This window comes from Citrobacter sp. Marseille-Q5395, from assembly GCF_947057495.1.
In the GTDB taxonomy this organism is placed as follows: domain Bacteria; phylum Pseudomonadota; class Gammaproteobacteria; order Enterobacterales; family Enterobacteriaceae; genus Citrobacter; species Citrobacter murliniae.
Window position 1 is genome coordinate 333,572 of record NZ_CAMSEL010000001.1, and the last position, 18,062, is coordinate 351,633.

Consider the following 18,062-nt stretch of genomic DNA (forward strand, 5'->3'; position numbering starts at 1 on the left):
ACTCATAAATTTTAACACTCAGCGTACACTGTGGCTACATGATAAGAAAACCCTTAGGCAAAAAAAGTATTTTAGACCAGAATATCCTAATACTCTTGGGATCGAATTCTGAACTCGCTTTAAGACCAGGCGGAAAAGTTATGTAACTCAGTTTACTATTACTTTAAAATATAAAAACACAACGTAATTGTATGCCTGTTAACTATTAAAAGAGTTTATCCCTTTCAGGGGGCCCGGCGCCTTCATCTATACCATTATCCAGCAGTGTACCCATCATGACAGCGCTCATGACGTTACATGGAGTGGTAACCAGTATGAGTCAGCGAGGAAACATCCATAATAATGAAATAACGAAAAGTATTTTCTCGCCATTGAGACGAAAGTGAATAATAAATGCCTACAAAATGCAAAAACAGGCCCTTAGAATATCAGTATTAATATTATCAACAGCTGTTCAGGAAGCATCCTGGCTATCAATACCGATTAATAATTGCAAACCACAAAAATCAATAATGATTTATATTATTTAAACTTTAATGTTATTTAAAACAATTATAATAATGAGATATTTTTTAGCATGTAAAATTCATCTCATTGATAAATATGGGTATTTTACAAACAAATTTATATATAAAAAAGAATGCGCCAGTGCGTATAATACTGATGCTTTTACCTGCTTAAAAATTATAGTAGCGTATTAAGCCCGAAATAAAATATTCTACAGGAAATTGAATATAATATTCTTCGCTGACCGTTCTTATAACCGCAGCTAAGCCAGTATCACTGAATAGCAAGGGTCGTCATGTACTTTTAAACGACACTAAAATCTGGCACCACCTTCTGGTGACGTAACAGTAAAGCTAAAGCGCAGTTCATGTAGGGTATAGAGGTAATGTCATGCCATTTGGTCTGTTAAAGAAGCGTCAACTCAGGTACCGAATGGTTCGCACCATACTTGTGAGCTTGCTTTGCATCCTGTTGGGACTCATCAGCACCTTCTGGCAGGCGGCAGCAAACCTCAAACGAACCACTAATATCCGGATGACAAATGCCCGGCAACTGGTGGAAGGAACGCTGGACAGTGCCAGGCATGCTGCTTACGCCGTAAAAGACAATCTTGGTCGGCCCTGCCTTGAGTCTGTCGCGATGAAGCTCAGGACGCAGGTGGCGTACTCGCAGAATGTGCGCAGCGTAAACCTGGTACATGGGAATAAAATCTATTGTTCATCTCTGTACGGTAGCAATGAAGAAAATATTAACTTTGATAGTTATACCAACGGGATGCTCTACCTGATGAGCGACATGCTGGTCAGGAAAGGACAGCCACTGATTATCTACCGAATGGTTGTCGGTAATAACAGTATTGTGGTCCGACTCTATGGCGAGAGGATCCTTTCCGAACTGAGTGTCATGAGCATCAATTTACCCCTGGGCCTGGTTGTTGGACAACAGCAATGGCAGACTCCAGAGATTCCTTCGTTCTCCCCCGGTACGTCTGGTTATCTGGAACAAGCCTCGACCAGATATCCATTCCGGATAGTTACGGTGATTTCCGCTGCCGATTATGCCCATTACTTCTGGATCTTCTCACGATTCTCTCTTGTTTCCTGGGCCTTGCTGGCCGCTATTCTTGGTTTCAGCGCATTTCGCTGGACAGGGCGACAGATAACTGCAGAACATGAATTACATGAGGCTCTGGAATTGCAGGAATTTATTCCTTACTTCCAGCCAGTGGTATCCGCAGAGCATACTCACTGGGTCGGTTGCGAGGTTCTAATGCGCTGGTCACATCCAACGCTCGGTATCATCCCTCCAGACAATTTCATTCCTCTGGCAGAAAGCTGTAACCTTATTATGCCGATGACTCAGGCGTTGATGGTTCAGGTACGTCAACAGTTTTTACCATTAATACATTTACTGCCGAAGGATTTTCATTTCGCTTTCAATATCAGCGCCAGTCACTTAAGAAATTTCAATCTGGTGGAAGACTGCCGGGTATTCATCCAGGCATTCAGGGCTAATCCTGTTAAGCTGGTTCTGGAGTTAACTGAGCGGGAATTACTTGTTACAGATGGTGTGACAGAAAGGTTGGTGGCAGAACTGCACAAACTGGGTGTGCTTATCGCTATCGATGATTTCGGCACCGGCAATTCCAGCCTTAAATACCTGCAAAACTTCGAGGTCGATATTCTTAAAATCGACAAAAGCTTTGTCAGCAATATAGGTATTGATTCGCATTCTGTTCATATCATCGACAATATTATTGACCTCGCCCGCCGATTACACCTGCAAACGGTGGCGGAAGGAGTAGAAAATGAAATTCAGGCAGCTTATTTGAAAGCACACAACGTTACTTTTCTGCAAGGATATTTATACGGTAAGCCCATCCCCATGGAGGATTTCACCAGACAATTTTATTCCTGATGTTGAATAGTAACATCAAAACGTAGTCATCATACCGTGCAGAGGCACTCGCCAGTATATAAACATCTCGATGATAGAGGTAAAAACATATGGAATGTTCAAAAAATAATTTATTTACCAAAGAAGTATCTAACCAACTGATTATATTTATTAATGAAAGACGGAAAGACAAGTTACAGATTGACGATCTGGCTGCTATTTCTGGCTTTTCAAAATTTTATCTGCAATCTTTTTTTAAAGCTCATACCGGGATACCACTTGGCCGTTTCATCAAGGATACCTACCTTAATCATGCAGCTCATGAACTCATCAACTCCCAGAGCACTATTCTGACTATTGCTTTAAATGCCGGATATGGTTCTCAGCAGTCATTTTGCCGGGCGTTTCGTAAAAAATACAAAATAACGCCCAATGAGTTAAGGAAATCAGGTGCGACACATAAGATTTTATAATATGAAGAGTAAATATATCACTGATTATTTACAGCGTATGACGCTGGTATCTTTAATAATTTCAAAACAATACATAAAAAAAGACCGCACGGGTGGCGGTCAAAATGACACTTCAAAAATATAATTTTATTTCTTAGACACATTCATGCTTGTTTCATAAATATCATCAATGTAATTTTTCTCCTCACTTGAGATACCTTATAAAACATTTTCAATATAAAACCAAAAAGTTCACCATGCAATTTATTTATAAAAATTAAGTTCCATTTAATGGAATCATTCCATAAATCTAAACGATTAATGCTAGCGAGACTAAGTGAATAAGGTATCCTACATTCATTAATGTATGTACAAGGCATTTTTAAACAACCCAAAATCACTAAAACAGCCACTAAAACAACACAAAATAAAAACGACGCATCAGGTTCATTGCCTTAAAAAGCACAAGCACGCTGTCCTCAGCGTACTATTCCCTGGAGACACCACGAAGGGGTAATACGTCAATAACCAGAGAGGCGAGCTTAGTTTTACCCAACCGACGAAGGGAGGAGGAATAGTATGTTCCTTAATTACTTTGCACTTGGATTGCTAATCCTGGTATTCCTGGTAATTTTTTACGGTGTCATCATCATCCATGATATTCCTTACGAGATCGCCAAAAAGCGAAATCACCCGCATGCCGATGCCATACATGTCGCTGGATGGGTAAGCCTGTTCACTTTACATGTCCTGTGGCCATTCCTATGGATATGGGCCACGTTGTATCGCCCCGATCGTGGATGGGGAATGCAGAACGCACAGCAACCACAGTATGAAAATTTGCAATTACGTATTGCTGAACTTGAACGGCAATTCAAAAAACAACAACACGCTGACTCAGATAACACTCAAGGTAATTAATTGTGGATTTATTAATTATTCTGACTTACGTAGCCCTGGCATGGCTGGTCTTTAAAATATTCAAAATACCGGTCAATAAATGGAGTATCCCAACAGCCGCTCTGGGCGGGATCTTTCTGGTTGGGGCACTGATTTTGTTAATGAACTATAACCACCCATATACCTTTAAGGCACAAAAAGCGGTGGTCTCCATTCCTGTTACGCCACAAGTGACAGGTATTGTTCGTACCATCACGAATAAGTCAAACCAGCTAATTAAAAAAGGTGAAGTCCTTTTTGAACTGGATCCAACGCGTTATCAGGCTCGTGTTGCGCGACTTGAGGCCGATCTTGTCACCGCGATCCATAGTGCCGACTCGCTGCAATCACAACTGGATGAAGCCATCGCCAATACGTTAACAGCAACTGCACAACGTGACCGGTTATACAAAGATTACCAACGATATTTACAGGGCAGTAAAGCAAAGGTGAATCCGTTCTCAGAAAGTGATATTGATCATGCCCGGCAAAACTACCTCGCTCAGGATGCAGCAGTAAAATCATCGGTTGCCGAACAAGCACAAATCAAAAGCCAGCTTGATAGCATCCTCAACGGCGAACAATCACAAGTTGCCAGCCTGCGCGCTCAACTGGCAGAAGCAAAATACGATTTGGAGCAAACCGTTGTCCGTGCGCCCAGCGACGGCTACGCCACTCAGGTATTGATCCGTCCCGGTACTTTTGCGGCAGCGCTGCCGCTGCGCCCGGTTATGGTATTTATTCCCAAACAAAAGCGACAGATTGTGGCGCAATTCCGTCAGAATTCATTGTTGCGCCTGAAAGCTGGTGATGAAGCAGAAATCGTTTTTAATTCGTTGCCCGGCCAGGTCTTTACAGGAAAACTGGCTGGAGTCCTTCCCGTGATCCCTGGCGGTTCTTATCAGGCCCAGGGGACGCTTCAATCCTTGACTGCTACCCCAGGGAGCGAGGGGGTTCTCGCTCTTATCGATCTGAATCCAGATGAGAATATTGATGCATTACCAGATGGCATATACGCGCAAGTTGCGGTCTATTCGGATCATTTTTCTCATGTGGCCATTATGCGTAAAGTTTTACTACGCATGACCAGTTGGATGCACTACCTCTATCTGGACCATTAAGCCGTTCATTGTGCCTCGTTGATGTCGGGTAATTATATCAGGACGTAGATCATCTACACTGAAAGCAAGGCACTATCCTCACAGAACAGCCATGATGAAACAATTAAAAATCAGAGATTTAAAAATACTCCTGGACCTTGTTGAAACGAAAAGTTTCAGTCTGTCTGCTAAAAATGTCGGCCTGACCCAAGCCAGCATCAGTAAAAGTATTGCGGCAGTAGAAGAAACGTTAGGAATCAAAATAATTGATCGAGAGAGTCGTCCGGTCAGGCTGACTGCATTCGGGGAAACTCTTCTGCCTAACATTAGAAAGTACATTATTGAAAATGATGAACTCTTTGAACTAGTCGACCATTATAAGAAAGCGCCATCTGGTGAAGTTAATATTTTTTCTCCTTCCGGTATGCAGGCTTATCTTGCAGAGAATATTCTGCCGCCATTGTTTCAACGATTCCCCGATTTGAACGTGACAATAACAACATCCAATCACTATAACGCGGACTACTTTAAGGGCGTGAGCTTTAATAACTCCTGTGACATGCTCATATCCTATTCCCCACCACATAATCAGAATCTGATTGCCCGAAAAGTAAAGCGGATACGGATGGATGTTTTTGCTACCCCAGCGTTTTTTGAACATCACCCTTTCACGACCCCAGAAGAGTTATCTCGCCATCCTTTCATTTTATTAAGTTCGATGGCCAATAACAGCTATGAAAATGCGCTGGAGTTCACCCATGAAAAAACGGCTGAAGTGAAATCAGTCAACGTCACGGGTAAACTAAAATTTGACAATATCTATACAGCCATCAACTGCTGTAGAAATGGAATGGGATATATGGTGACATCCCATCTACTTCTCAAAGACACAAGCGGAATAATGTCTGTACTTCCTCCAGAATGGGGAGTTTTTATTGATTGCTACGTTATTTACAGAAACCGGAAAAATCTTCCGCTACGAGTACAACTATCGTTGGATTATATAATTGAACTAATGACAAAAGAAAAATGAGATGCCTGTAGATTTACTCTGAGTGATAATTAAGACAATGCTCATTTAAAAATCGTAACTTTTCGAGGATCATTGCTCATAGCCACAGAAAATTTCAAAAATGTTTCTCCGATCATTTTATCCAGTTCTACCGCATATTTCGTCGGGCTCAGGCAACGACCTTCTCTCTCAAACAATGGAACGGGAAAGTAAGAACAAAAGCGTTTGAGCATGATGCTAACTGTTGGCGCAGAACAGTTTAATACCACACTAGCATTAAAAATTGTCTTATAACTCATCACCGCAGAAAAGTAGAGTGCTGAATTTAAATCAATGTTCTTTATACATTCAAAATCATGTTTTTCAAGCATACTTATACTCTCAACGCTATCAATATTCACTTGATCAGTGTCTCATATAACAATACAAAAAATAAGTATTTTAAATTATTAATCAAATAATCACTAACACTATAAGTGTTAGTGATTAGAGCCATATAGTTCTGGAAAAAGTTAAGTGATCAGGTGACTTATTTCAGATAAATCAGTGATTTTAAACAATAACTCCAACACATCAGATTAATTAAACTATTTGATAGACTACAATAGTTTTCATATTGCTATCTTTATTTAGAAAAAGGCCGAATCCAAGAACAGTTCACAAAGATTACCAAAACCACAAAAAAGATAAACAATTAAAAGATACAAAACAGTGAATACTATTATTCCAAAATTAGTATGGCTCTGGGCTTGCTAGCATGCAGGCTCTTTTTCAACGAACCGAAGAACGACTCAGACACCACGTACTATTTTTGAGAATATGGTTTTCAGAACGGAATAGTCGCTTTTAGATATAGCTGGGAGCCGACTGGCCGATTGCGAACATTCGTTTCCTTCTGCCATTTCAATATAGGTAACCAGTTCTTATCGTTGGCGTCACGGACAGAAGGACCAACTGAAAATGCCCGCACCTTTGCCTGCGCTGCATTAGGCCCGTCATCATCCGTTGTTTGAATGAAGTTATAGCCACCAAGACCAATCACCCAACCATTGCCAAAAGCCCATTCCAGGGCATAATCGGCATGAAACGCCTGACCTGAACGCGTACGGATCTTACCATTGCGGAAATTAAAGTCGTACATCATTTTGATATCAGCATTGACGCCTTTTTGAGGGATATAGCTGATCGCCCATACCGGTTGTACCACCCAGTAATTTCGCCCCAGGCTGGAAAGATCAAACTGGTTATAGTCGCCTGTTGGCACATACATATCAAAGCTCAAAACATAGTGAAGATCCCGGGTGGGATGAAAGCCCAATGCAGTACCCAGCGTGATATCCCCTAACCCCATTGATTCTATTTATCTGTAGGAAATTTGAAGCAATGATTGTGTGTAATAGTAAAATCAGGACAGGTTTCATAAAAACCTGTCCGTCACGAACTCAAATTACACCAGTTTTGGTAAAATATTCAGTACGTTACCAAACCAGCAAAAGATAACGACAATGCCAAAGATAATCACTACGGCTGGAATAATGCGCCCACCCCATACTGTAAACATCTGATTGGGAAATTTTTTACGTGACTTCAATGCGAGTACCGCAGGAATAATAACAGCCCATATCGTTGCACATAACCCTGCGCCACCTATCCCATAGATAAAACCGTTAGGAAATAGCAGATAAAGCAGTGTTGGTGGCAGGAAGGTAAGAAGGATTGTTTTAAAACGACCAGTATGTGAGTTGTCAAATTTGAATAAATCAGCAAGAAAATCGAATAATCCCAGCGTCACACCAAAGAAAGAACTCGCCACTGCTAAATTAGAGAAAACGAGTAAACAGAACTCAATCATGCCACTCTGATTTGTCCCAAGAAATGATCCTACCAGAGCATCAACATTTCCACCGGAAGCAATGATACCTTTGAAACTCTCGCGCGGAATATTCCCCATTGTGCAATACAGCCAAAACAAATAGATAACCAGCGCCAGAAAAGACCCCAATACAACACTTTTTATTAATTTATCTTTTCTCTTCCCATAACAAATGATAAGACTGGGGATATTACCATGAAAACCAAAGGATGCCAGACATACTGGAACCGCCATAAATATATAGAGGAAGTAGGAATGACTAGTTTCATTTACGCCACTGATACCACTTAAAATTGAGTAATCGACCTGAAAGAAAAGTGAACCAAAAACAATAATGAAGGCAATGATTTTTATACCGAGAAAAAGCGAAGTAATCCGACTCGCAGCTAGCGAACTAAACCATAACACCCCGGCCACGAACAGAGCGGTACAAACACCTATAATTCTGGGGTTAACATGTTCTCCTGAATGCATAGATATCGTTTCACTAATAATAGCTCCGTTTGCTGAAATATATGCATACGTTAATATGTATAAAACAAAGGCAACCGTAGCGCCACTAATGATATTCCATTTGTTACCAATTAGATCTTTAGTAATAGTATTAAAACTGGAACCCACTGGATAGTTTAAGTTTGCTTCCAGTAGTAACAATCCTGAGTGTAACATTGAAAACCAGGAGATTATTAATATAAACGCGCCCCAAAAAAACCAGGCACCTGCAAGATCAACGGGTAAAGCAAACATCCCTCCACCAATTACGGTTCCGGCAATAACCATAACTCCCCAAAAGGATGAATGCTTTGAACTGGAATTTTCTTCCATGCGAGCCTCTTATCTTGAGTTATATATCTTCATTGTCATGTCATTTTTATAGAGCGAGATAGAACATGAATGGCCATTAAATATGGCCATTCATATTCGGTTGCTAATTATCAGATTTCTTTCAGTCGGGCAGTAAAGTGACGCAGAACTTTAGGTTCATAGGTGAATGTTAATCCTTTAATATTATTGGCATTTTCTTTCACATGACCAAACGCCTCAATAATAAAGTCCATATGTGATTGCGTATATGTAGCGCGTGGAATGGTTAAACGGAGCAATTCTGCCGGACAAGGTAATTGAATCCCTGTTTTAGGATCTCTTCCCAATAAGAACGATCCAATTTCAACAGCCCGAATCCCAGCAACTTTGTAAAGCTCACACGCCAGGGCCTGTGCAGGAAACTGTTCGGCAGGGATATGAGGTAACAACTTTCCTGCATCCACGAAAGCGGCATGTCCGCCTGCCTGCTGACAGATGACACCAATGGCTTCAAGGCCATCAACCAGGTACTGGATCTGTGCGATGCGATATGCCAGCCAGTCCTGATTCATACCATCATAAAGACCAACGGCCAGACGCTCCATTGCCCCGCCTTCCAGACCACCATAGGTTGGAAAACCCTCCTGGACCACGCAAAGTGTTCTGCATTCGGTGTAGACATCAAAATAACTGTCATCTTTAATGCATAACAATCCGCCCATTGGCACCATTGCATCTTTCTTCGCCGACATAGCTAACATATCAGCATATTTATATGTTTCGCGGGTTATGTCTTCAATGCTCCAGTCTTTATAAGCGGCTTCTCTTTGTTGGATAAAATATGCGTTTTCAGCGAATCGCGCCGAGTCCATTACTACCGGAATGTCGTACTTTTTCGCTAACTGGTACGTTGTTTTCAAATTTGCCAAAGATACCGGCTGACCGCCTGCGGAGTTGCATGTAATAGTGGCAACAATATAGGGGACATTATTTGGACCTACTTCCTGGATTCCTTTCTCCAGTTTATCAAGGTCAAAGTCTCCTTTAAAATCACAACGAACTGAAGTATCAAATGCTTCTTTGATATAAACATTACGAACAGTACAGCCATTTATTTGACTATGCCCTTGGGTGGTATCGAAGAAATAGTTTGAAAAAACAACCATTTTGCTTCTGTCGAGTCCTTTTTCCTGCTCACGTTTACGAATTAATACAGGAATATAAATCTGCTCGGCCCCCCTTCCCTGGTGCGTTGGAATAGTATAATGATATCCAAAAATATTCTTCACTGCCTCAGCAAGTGCATAGTAACTTCGACTTCCGCTGTATGCCTCGTCTCCCCGTAGCATTGCGGCTTGCATATTTTGGGTAACTGCGCCTGTACCACTATCTGTCAGCAAATCGATAAATACATCTTCACTGTCAAGCAGGAACGGGTTCATCCCTGATTTGAAAATGGCATTTTCACGATGATCCCGTGTTGTACGTTTTACGGGTTCAATAACACGAATACGGAATGGCTCTGGCAAATGTTTGAAGTTATTCATGGAATAGTCCTATATTAGATAAAAGACATGTCAGCCTGCAGCAACTCATTAAACATGAATTACCGATATAATTTATTTAAAACCCGCAAAATTAGTCCATGGAGATATTATTAGCACACCAAGCATTCCCTTATCGCAGGCCTTTTTCAGGCATACAAACAGAGAAACGTGATTGTGCAGACAATAATTTATGGATTATTCAGGGCATGCAAAACAGACAGATTTTTTAATCTGCTTCTGTCCTTCATTGCATTTATAAAGAGGAAGGGAACTTATGGGCGATGATTGACAATGATGGTATCAATGTTGAACCATTTGGAGGTCGTGTATGTATTAATTAAGCTAATCATTATATGTCAACCCTTATTAAACATGCTGACATCATTATAGTGTGGAGAAAATTTGTCTATTAGCAGATAAACTTAATGTGATAAAAGTCACTATAAATTTATTATACACAATAAGGAATTAATTAACAGATACAGGTTTACAGCTGATTGACATTACCTCAGTAAGACCTGGTCAACATACAGGAATTTGTACATTCGACCCGAAAATTGTCCAGGTTTTAGTTTTGCGTTAACGAGCATTTCACCCAACGAATGCTATTGCAACACTTGTACTGTTATTGCTGAGTTAAGCAACGGGTGAAAGCCACAGTCACCGACCAGTTAGCAGGAAGAAAAATAGAGCTCAACTGACGAACAGAATGCAATAACTGCTTATTTATCAAGGGTAAATTGAGTTCGGTAGATTTCAGGAGAAATGAATTTGGAGCGGCGAAGGGCTTATAACAAACCTCGATAACCCCAGATATATAGGCAGTCTACGAGTTTGGAAAATTAGTTCTATACACATTCCTATACGCATTCACCCTTCGCTTGACTCTGATTCGGTTGCCGATAACCCCTTCCCATACATAGAAAGTTCTTTGTTGCTGAATGTCTCATCTGGAGACCCGAACTTGGATCAGATGAATGCCCGGTACATATCATCGGAAATCTTCCATATGTACTTAAAAAGCGTTAGTTCAGTCGGTTCAGTTGGTTCAATTTGTAAAGACAATTGTTTTTAAAAGCATTATTCCCAAAAAGTGAACCAACACACCCCATTTTTGAACCAACATAAAGAGGCCGTGAACCAACACGCCGCTTAAAAACTGCTATTCAGGGGGGAAGTTAGGGCGGAATCCACCAGCACAAGGCTTGTCTGTTGCGGGCTAGAGCCTGTTACATAGCACTCCGCGGCGACGGCTTGTTTCATCGGTAAACAGGGCCGGTCATCATTTCGCGATATCGCCTGAATAAGGCCGTCCCCTCTGCCAACTGGCGCTTCAACTCCCGCAGCTCCAGCGGTTCGAGCTGGTGGCCGTCATGTTCAAGCTTAGCAATGTTCAGTAACTCGATTTCGCGTGGCGTCATGGCATCTCTCAATGCTGGTGGTGATCAGCATTGTTCTGCCCGCCAGGAGATACTTCACTGGCTGGTGCCGTTATGCGTTAAGCCTATGCGTTAACTCCGGCGGCTATGCGTTAAGTTGCCGCTCTGAAATGCCGCTTTCGCTGACAACCCGTCTGGCAACCTCACGTTTAGCAACCGCTTATTCCGGCAACCGGACCGGTGACCAACTTCTGGTATCCATCCTCGTACCTGCTGTTCTGGTGAAGCCAAGAGTGGAGACCTCGCATTTGGATGCCACATTTTCGCTGCTGACTGGCTGCTCACCCATTAACAAAAACACATTTTTCAGTAAGGCGTTTTTGCCCGGTAGTTATACATATATCTAGTGCCACTTTTTCAGTAAAAGTGACCCTATGCGTTCTGTTCCATAGTGCCACTTTTTTAAAAAGTGACCCTATGTTGCTTCTACATAGGGTCACTTATGGATGAAAAGTGACCCTATGTAATAACCACCTGGAGGGATTATGAAACGAGCAATCGGAAAAAAAGAGTTAATGAACATGGTTCCACTGTCTATGAGTACGATCGACAGACTGGAACACAAAGGACAATTTCCAAGACGCTGGTACATAACAGATAAGCGCTGCGCATGGAATGCGGATGAGGTTGAGTGCTGGCTCGACGAACGCCAAGCAATCAGCTCGTCAAATTTTGCAGGAAACACTCCGCCTGTTAAGCTCCGGGTTTACCGGCCAGTAATCACCGTCCCATAGCTGCACTCTGGCGCCTGGGATACCTCTTCGCAGCATGGCTAAGCAGTATCCCCGGCATCACGCAATGACTGAGCAAAATCCGTAATGCACGCGGTAAAGTTCTCAGGCTGCTAGCGCAGGGACGCGCCTCTTTAAAATAATTCTAGACAGATTGCAGGGTTGCTCATTTTTGAGTAATATTACCCCAAAGGTAATTCAACCTTTTGTTGAGTTGATACGCGGAGATGTCCATGTCAAAAATAGTTGCTCTGATCGCGGATGAAGAACAAGGCCAAAAGCCTTCTATTCGCCAGCGCCGGCTGCTGACTAGGGCTGGATTGCGCAAGGCTAAACGTATGACCCATCTCGATACCTTGGCTAAAAAACTTGGATATCAACTTGTACGTAATACAAGCGTTGTTGTTCGTCATACAGTTACCGTTGATAGCATAAGAAAGCTGACTTCTGCTGAGGTTAGTTTTGCTCCGCGCGTAAAAAAAATGACATATACCGAAGCATGTAAGATTTCTCGTGATCTGTCAGACTCGCGTGAAGAACGCTTGATGAGTGCTAGCTTCGATGGTCCAGAGTGAATATTCTGGCGGTGTATATTCTGAGTCTAAATTTAAAACCGATGCAGTATTAAAAGGTTTCAAGGACTCGTTTATTTATCACTGGAGATATGGGCATCATGCCGATTTCGGTAAAGATAATCTGTTTCATAAACCCCCTTGCGTCTACCCTATCCATTTAAGAAAAGTTCATGTGAATATTGGATTATATACCAATTCCCATGGATTTAGCGGAACTGAAGAATGCTGGGATAAGTGGTCAACTGGTCGTTATGGCCCTGGCGGTTATGAAAACCAGATTCCTACATCAGATGCTTATCTCATCTATGCGGTATGTGAAAATAGAAATGTCGGGGTCTTAGATTTCTGGTTCCCACCAGCTCATAAAGAAGCAGAGTTCGAATCATCAGTTCAGTTTGTCGTTGAACTGGCAGATAAGTTTTATGAGTCTATTTCTGCAAAACCTATGAGCAGAGAACAGAATCCATGGCACATGGATTACCTCGTCAAGAAGCCCGCATAGCGGGCTTTTTTGTTGTGGTATGAGTCAGCGTTTGTGACATGTCACACTAATTGCTGCCCAGCGCATTTGATGGCTACTTGCACCGAAACGAATCCTGCATGGCGGCAATCACCAAACTTTCAGCTGAGTTAAGTCTTTTATCAGGATTAGCATTTAGGTATTTATAAATTACATCAGCATAAGTTTGAATTTTCCCGTTTGGCTGGCAAAAGACTCGGGCCCCCTCAGTACCATAAGCATCGATCATTGATGCGGCATACCCTATGAAAACACCAGCCTGAAGTTGATTGTCTGGCGTTCTGCTGGAGGTCAGTTCGGCTTTTTTATATTCCTGGGCATATTGGTATAACTGCTGGCCATCGTAGAATTTCGCTTCTGCTGGAATTAAAAACGAGCCGAAAAGAAAACAAGCAATATATTTAACATTCACTATTATTTCCCTAACATAAACTGTGACGGAGGGATCAGGAAGTCGTTACCTTGCTCACGCTCAACCCGATGCTGATATCGCTCCAAAGAGCCTGGGTCAAGCGCATCCTGTATACGGTTTAATATCAGACCGTTCATTGCTGTGCGCAGCCAGAATACGTTCAGGAATGGTGTATTGTCCAGAGAGGTGCGATACCAGTCACCCAAATCTGCATCGCCTCTTGTGGTCTGCTGGAGCAGCGTGATAATGCTGTCAGCGTTCGATGCTGCCGGCCCCATTAGCGACGTAACCGGCCCAGCCCCCATCCGGTTAACTTCACCAAACATGAAATCACCAAGAATCCCGAGTCCACCACCTTGCGCCGCTGCCGCAAGGAATGTTTTAGCATCTGCCGGTCGCGGGGTCTGTCCCTTCAGCATCAACTTGGCCTGCATTGAGACGTATCCGAACAACGTGGACCATACAAACAGGTTTGCAGCGCCAAGGAAAGCGCCATTCCCGTTACGTAGCAACGCATTCGTCAGCGATCCTGTTTTTGATTCACCTAGTCCAGCGGGAGTATAACCGCGCCCGAATACCTCACGTCCAAGCACGTTCTGCATGAAACTCGCAGTGAACGATTTGTACTGACCAGCGAAACGTATTGCCTCACCAGCTACTGTTCCTGGTACAGTGCCCATCTTCATAAACGCCTGCGTACGGTCTCCAGGCTCTGACATAGCGATGTTTAGTCGGTCAAGAATATACCCACGAAGTTGGCTTTCCAGCGTGTCTCTCGCATCGGCAATAGATCGCTCGGTGACCTTCATGCCTTTTCCTTCAACATATGAGGCTATCACCTCATCCGGAACGCCACGAATTCCGCTGGTCGTCATGAATTTGCGGCCTTCACTGTCTGCCATGTCCATGCTGCGGTAGATATTCCATTCAGCGTCACCTATGCCGTGCAGGTCCAGAACGCGGCGCAGGTCCTCCGGCAGTGCAGAAAACTGCTGATCGGCGTTCTTCGCCAGCCAGTTTGTTATCATCATGGCGTTGCTGTTACGCCCGGATTCTGTCCAGAAGTTCATGAGGTTGTATTTGAAGAATAGCTGCTGCGCACGGCCCATCTTGCCGCTCATGCTGTCGTCGCCGGACATACGGCGGATGATTTCCTGCGTCATCGTGTCGGAGTAAACGCCGATAGATGAAAGGATCTCCTTCTGCTCATCACTGGTGTAGCGGGAAAAGCGCCCCTTCATCGCTCCGGTCAGCGCCTGCATGAAGTTCTGTCCCTGATACCGCATTTCTGTCGCCGAGATAGGAACATCGTTAAAAGACGAAATAACCGCGCCACCGAGTTGACTCATGCGTAGCCAGCCGCGCACGTTAGCGGAAGCATTTGCCCATCCAACACTACCAGGTATGTTTAGCGAACCATCAACCTGTGGCATTACAGTACGGTTAATACGTTTTATTTTGGTATTGAAGTCAGCCAATGCAGCGGGATTTCCTGACTTTTTGATATCTTTTTCAATGGTGCTAGCCAGATAATTGAACATATTTTGCGGGTTAGTTCCGAGTACACGCATCATTCCAGTAGTGCGCGCCGCGCTGTTCAGTCCGCCGAATACTGCCTCACGCAGGCTGCCAGTTCCGAATTGCTCGTTGTATTCGTGCCAGTTAACACCGTCTTTGAAGTGCAACACCCGCTCCTGGCTGGCTCGTTTGGCCGCATTCGCCGATCCCTTAAAGCCATTCATCCAATCAGGCTTCTCAGATGTCAGGTGCACACCTGATGCCAGCCCGTCATAAACGTCGCTCAAAAAACTTTCTCGGTCTGTTATCCCGTCAAAGGTGACATCATCCAGACGTGGAAGAATAGAATTGCGCCAGGCCTCATAACCAGCGGCGCGTATTTTCAGTATGTCATGCGACTGCCGGACGATGTAGCCAGGCATCTTACCAATCCAGGCACCAGCACGGTTTTCATCCACGCGCGCAGTTTCCTGCCACTTCATGATGATCTTAGCGGCACTGACTGATTGCGGCGTCATACCGTCCGTTTTCTGTCCGCGGCCAATGCGCCACATGGCGTCGGCGATCTCGCGGTCATTGCTGCCACTGGCAATAAATTTAACCAGTCCTGCCTGGTCGAAATCATAGTTGATACCAGCGTGATACTTACCGCGCAGTTGGGCCACCTCAGAGGATACCGAGCGGCGGGAACCAGTGCGCGCGTCATTACGGCCGACAAGAATAGCCTCCAGACCGATGTCCGGACGGTCTTTCCAAGTCCGGCGAAGCTCGCCAAGGCGCTGAGCTGCAATACGGGTATTAATGGCCTTATTCCGTGCCTCAATGACTTTAGCCAATTGCTCGCGATTACCAAGCTCCTGCGCGGCGCGCATCGCTGCTTCCTCCAGCGTCAGTGCTTCATTACCAGCCAGTATCCGGTTTGTGGTGTCGTTCATGTCACGCACCAAAGATTCCATTTCGTCATCAGAAAGCTTGCGCCCTGCTGCCGTATTGACGGTAATTTCACATTGCGTCAGAAATTCGTTAGCCATTACAGTCCCCGGTTAATCATACAGGCGGCGAAAGCGCGATACGCTTTGCCGATAGAGTCGTCGCTGGCCTCCGCACGGATCGCAGCAATGTTCTCACGCATTGACGCAGCCAGATCAGGATTGTCTGTGGCAATGTCGTTCAGCAGCGCATCACTGATATTAAATTCATTTTCCAGATCGGCGGTAGCCGCTGTCATTTCATGGTCAGCCTTCTGCGTATCCTGCCACACACGATCCGCGCTTTCACTGACGGCGCGGGAACCTTCATCAGCCTGCCGCACCGGATTTTGTATGCGCTGGATGGCACGCTCGCGTAGAGCTGGTTTGTGCAGATCATAGAATGGCTCAATATCAGGCGAGCGCCCTTCCATCATGTGCGCTAGTGCGCCTCGGTACGCCTGCTGGTTAACGCTCCAGTCAGCCTCACGCACCGCTGCCGACGCAGTGCGCACTGCACCAGCCACAGGCGACATCTGCATGCTTTCGCGAATCTGTTGCGCACGCTGGGCTATTAACGGAGCCAAGTCGTCAGGTATCTCTTTGCGGGACAGTTGCGCCTCTCTGCCTTTTGCCTGCTCTGCTGCAGCATTACGTTCAATCTGTTGCGTAATTTCCTGGTTACGCGCGGTGATGGCGTCTTTCTCAACCTCAATATCTCGCTGAGCCCTGGCTCGCGCCGCTTTGAAGTTCATACGTTGCGCCTGGTACTCTGTCGTGCGCTGCTCCATGGTAGCGTCAAGCGCTTCACTTTGCCGGATGTTGGCCGCCAGCTCAGTGCGCAGATCGGCAACATTGTCAATGCTCCCTGTCTGTAGCTCCTGCTGCCTTGCCATATATTCCGGCACAACATCATCATAGGCGCGGCTGTAGGCATACGCTTCCGCATCCCGCGCGATTGCCGCTGACAGATCGGTGTTGGTGCCGGACTCAGGAATATTTACGCCTGCCGGTATATTTTCAGGCGTAAACACCGGTGTTGGCTGCGCATCAGCGACAGGCTGAACGTCTTGCGAGGCAGCAGGATTTTCAACAGTACCAGCCCTGCGGGAGCGTACCACATCCGATATCAGCCCGCCGCCAGCGTGCATCAACCCGCCAGCGATGGTGTTAAAGAAGGTGCTCTCCAGCGCATTGCCATATGTGAAGTCATCTCCTTCTGCCGCTGCTGCCTGTGCCGTCAGAGGTACGGTGGCAATGGCCTGAGCAGCGCCAAGCCGAGCACCAGTGGAAAGACGCTCACCGAAGCGCCCGAGCATAGTTGCCGCCTTTGCTTCTCCACCGAACGGGACCAGAGCCAAAGCCACGTTACCGGGATCAGCCATTGATCCTGCAAGGTTTGCGGCAAAGTTAAGCGGAGTGGCAACCCATCCAGACGGGGCAGACATGGCGATCTGCTGCTTCGCTAGAGTTTCTCTGCGCTCGCTGATCACATGGTCGAGGAATGTTTGTGTAACACCGCTGTCAGGCACATTGATACTTTTAACGCCGTACTCTTTAAGGCGTGTTTCCGCGTCAGATTTACTGACGATGGTCGAATTTGGGTCATTTGCCAGTTGGTCGGCTTGAGAAAACCGATAACCTGACACAACAGGACCCTCTTTGAACCCCTCTTTCAGGGAGGAAAGCAGCGATTCACCAAGCCCTGATGGGGCATTCGACAGCGGCTGGTTTATTCCCTGCCCTGGGTCATCTGTATAAATCGGCAT

The 18,062-nt window shown here is 44.7% G+C and carries 18 protein-coding genes; 9 read left to right on the forward strand and 9 right to left on the reverse strand.

Annotated features, from left to right (window positions below; translation table 11 throughout):
* Positions 1-939: 939 nt before the first annotated feature.
* From OH663_RS01510 to OH663_RS01530, 5 genes are all read left to right on the forward strand, one after another.
* Entirely contained in the window at positions 940-2,424 is a 1,485-nt protein-coding gene (locus tag OH663_RS01510) for an EAL domain-containing protein (protein WP_263525675.1), read from the forward strand.
* Positions 2,425-2,513: 89 nt separating this feature from the next.
* Positions 2,514-2,876: a helix-turn-helix transcriptional regulator gene (locus OH663_RS01515; RefSeq protein ID WP_045447111.1), complete on the forward strand. Its 363-nt coding sequence runs from the start codon at positions 2,514-2,516 to the stop codon at positions 2,874-2,876.
* 558 nt (positions 2,877-3,434) lie between these two features.
* Entirely contained in the window at positions 3,435-3,776 is a 342-nt protein-coding gene (locus OH663_RS01520) for a DUF3302 domain-containing protein (RefSeq protein ID WP_200009935.1), read from the forward strand.
* Positions 3,777-3,778: 2 nt separating this feature from the next.
* Positions 3,779-4,915, forward strand: a complete 1,137-nt coding sequence (locus tag OH663_RS01525) for an HlyD family secretion protein (RefSeq protein WP_045447118.1) — start codon at positions 3,779-3,781, stop codon at positions 4,913-4,915.
* 91 nt (positions 4,916-5,006) lie between these two features.
* On the forward strand, positions 5,007-5,927 hold the full coding sequence (locus OH663_RS01530; RefSeq protein WP_200009936.1) for a LysR family transcriptional regulator: 921 nt from the start codon (positions 5,007-5,009) through the stop codon (positions 5,925-5,927).
* 41 nt (positions 5,928-5,968) lie between these two features.
* Here OH663_RS01530 and OH663_RS01535 read toward each other — a convergent pair whose 3' ends face one another.
* From OH663_RS01535 to OH663_RS01555, 6 genes are all read right to left on the reverse strand, one after another.
* Complete coding sequence (locus tag OH663_RS01535) at positions 5,969-6,277, reverse strand: LysR family transcriptional regulator (protein ID WP_045447124.1); 309 nt, start codon at positions 6,275-6,277, stop codon at positions 5,969-5,971.
* A 455-nt stretch (positions 6,278-6,732) separates the two neighbouring features.
* Positions 6,733-7,257, reverse strand: coding sequence for a transporter (locus OH663_RS01540; protein WP_263525676.1), 525 nt, complete (start codon positions 7,255-7,257; stop codon positions 6,733-6,735).
* Positions 7,258-7,353: 96 nt separating this feature from the next.
* Positions 7,354-8,604, reverse strand: a complete 1,251-nt coding sequence (tnaB, locus tag OH663_RS01545; protein WP_200009938.1) for a low affinity tryptophan permease TnaB — start codon at positions 8,602-8,604, stop codon at positions 7,354-7,356.
* Positions 8,605-8,714: 110 nt separating this feature from the next.
* Complete coding sequence (tnaA, locus tag OH663_RS01550; protein ID WP_263525677.1) at positions 8,715-10,130, reverse strand: tryptophanase; 1,416 nt, start codon at positions 10,128-10,130, stop codon at positions 8,715-8,717.
* A 272-nt stretch (positions 10,131-10,402) separates the two neighbouring features.
* The gene (gene tnaC / locus OH663_RS26035; RefSeq protein ID WP_197086135.1) at positions 10,403-10,480 is read right to left on the reverse strand and encodes a tryptophanase leader peptide; all 78 of its coding nucleotides are present in this window, start codon (positions 10,478-10,480) and stop codon (positions 10,403-10,405) included.
* A 909-nt stretch (positions 10,481-11,389) separates the two neighbouring features.
* Entirely contained in the window at positions 11,390-11,551 is a 162-nt protein-coding gene (locus OH663_RS01555) for a hypothetical protein (protein ID WP_164846954.1), read from the reverse strand.
* Positions 11,552-11,562: 11 nt separating this feature from the next.
* On the opposite strand from OH663_RS01555, the gene OH663_RS01560 reads away from it, so the two are divergent.
* The 4 genes from OH663_RS01560 to OH663_RS01575 all read left to right on the forward strand — a co-directional run bounded on the left by OH663_RS01560 (position 11,563) and on the right by OH663_RS01575 (position 13,377).
* A complete protein-coding gene (locus OH663_RS01560; RefSeq protein ID WP_057063221.1) occupies positions 11,563-11,916 on the forward strand; it encodes a hypothetical protein in 354 nt (117 codons plus the stop codon).
* 138 nt (positions 11,917-12,054) lie between these two features.
* Positions 12,055-12,303: a helix-turn-helix transcriptional regulator gene (locus OH663_RS01565; protein ID WP_057063222.1), complete on the forward strand. Its 249-nt coding sequence runs from the start codon at positions 12,055-12,057 to the stop codon at positions 12,301-12,303.
* Between the two features lie 230 nt (positions 12,304-12,533).
* Complete coding sequence (locus OH663_RS01570; protein ID WP_176350092.1) at positions 12,534-12,875, forward strand: hypothetical protein; 342 nt, start codon at positions 12,534-12,536, stop codon at positions 12,873-12,875.
* Positions 12,862-13,377 carry a type II toxin-antitoxin system YafO family toxin gene (locus tag OH663_RS01575; RefSeq protein WP_200009941.1) on the forward strand — a complete coding sequence of 172 codons (516 nt, stop codon included), beginning with the start codon at positions 12,862-12,864 and terminating at the stop codon, positions 13,375-13,377. Before OH663_RS01570 ends, OH663_RS01575 begins: the two co-directional genes overlap by 14 nt.
* A 73-nt stretch (positions 13,378-13,450) precedes the next feature.
* Here the strand turns inward: OH663_RS01575 and OH663_RS01580 are convergent, their stop codons facing one another.
* The 3 genes from OH663_RS01580 to OH663_RS01590 are packed head-to-tail and all read right to left on the reverse strand — an operon-like array spanning position 13,451 to position 18,062.
* Positions 13,451-13,807, reverse strand: a complete 357-nt coding sequence (locus tag OH663_RS01580) for a Rap1a/Tai family immunity protein (protein ID WP_057063225.1) — start codon at positions 13,805-13,807, stop codon at positions 13,451-13,453.
* Between the two features lie 2 nt (positions 13,808-13,809).
* Complete coding sequence (locus OH663_RS01585) at positions 13,810-16,356, reverse strand: hypothetical protein (protein ID WP_057063226.1); 2,547 nt, start codon at positions 16,354-16,356, stop codon at positions 13,810-13,812.
* Positions 16,356-18,062 carry a coiled-coil domain-containing protein gene (locus OH663_RS01590; RefSeq protein WP_200009942.1) on the reverse strand — a complete coding sequence of 569 codons (1,707 nt, stop codon included), beginning with the start codon at positions 18,060-18,062 and terminating at the stop codon, positions 16,356-16,358. Before OH663_RS01590 ends, OH663_RS01585 begins: the two co-directional genes overlap by 1 nt.

Coding starts and splice junctions, on each gene's coding strand:
- OH663_RS01510 (WP_263525675.1), top strand. CDS start 940: ATGGTTCGCACCATACTTGTGAGCTTGCTTTGCATCCTGTTGGGACTC.
- OH663_RS01515 (WP_045447111.1), top strand. CDS start 2,514: ATGGAATGTTCAAAAAATAATTTATTTACCAAAGAAGTATCTAACCAA.
- OH663_RS01520 (WP_200009935.1), top strand. CDS start 3,435: ATGTTCCTTAATTACTTTGCACTTGGATTGCTAATCCTGGTATTCCTG.
- OH663_RS01530 (WP_200009936.1), top strand. CDS start 5,007: ATGATGAAACAATTAAAAATCAGAGATTTAAAAATACTCCTGGACCTT.
- OH663_RS01535 (WP_045447124.1), bottom strand. CDS start 6,277: ATGCTTGAAAAACATGATTTTGAATGTATAAAGAACATTGATTTAAAT.
- OH663_RS01540 (WP_263525676.1), bottom strand. CDS start 7,257: ATGGGGTTAGGGGATATCACGCTGGGTACTGCATTGGGCTTTCATCCC.
- tnaB (WP_200009938.1), bottom strand. CDS start 8,604: ATGGAAGAAAATTCCAGTTCAAAGCATTCATCCTTTTGGGGAGTTATG.
- tnaA (WP_263525677.1), bottom strand. CDS start 10,130: ATGAATAACTTCAAACATTTGCCAGAGCCATTCCGTATTCGTGTTATT.
- tnaC (WP_197086135.1), bottom strand. CDS start 10,480: ATGATTAGCTTAATTAATACATACACGACCTCCAAATGGTTCAACATT.
- OH663_RS01555 (WP_164846954.1), bottom strand. CDS start 11,551: ATGACGCCACGCGAAATCGAGTTACTGAACATTGCTAAGCTTGAACAT.
- OH663_RS01560 (WP_057063221.1), top strand. CDS start 11,563: ATGCTGGTGGTGATCAGCATTGTTCTGCCCGCCAGGAGATACTTCACT.
- OH663_RS01565 (WP_057063222.1), top strand. CDS start 12,055: ATGAAACGAGCAATCGGAAAAAAAGAGTTAATGAACATGGTTCCACTG.
- OH663_RS01570 (WP_176350092.1), top strand. CDS start 12,534: ATGTCAAAAATAGTTGCTCTGATCGCGGATGAAGAACAAGGCCAAAAG.
- OH663_RS01575 (WP_200009941.1), top strand. CDS start 12,862: ATGGTCCAGAGTGAATATTCTGGCGGTGTATATTCTGAGTCTAAATTT.
- OH663_RS01585 (WP_057063226.1), bottom strand. CDS start 16,356: ATGGCTAACGAATTTCTGACGCAATGTGAAATTACCGTCAATACGGCA.
- OH663_RS01590 (WP_200009942.1), bottom strand. CDS start 18,062: ATGCCGATTTATACAGATGACCCAGGGCAGGGAATAAACCAGCCGCTG.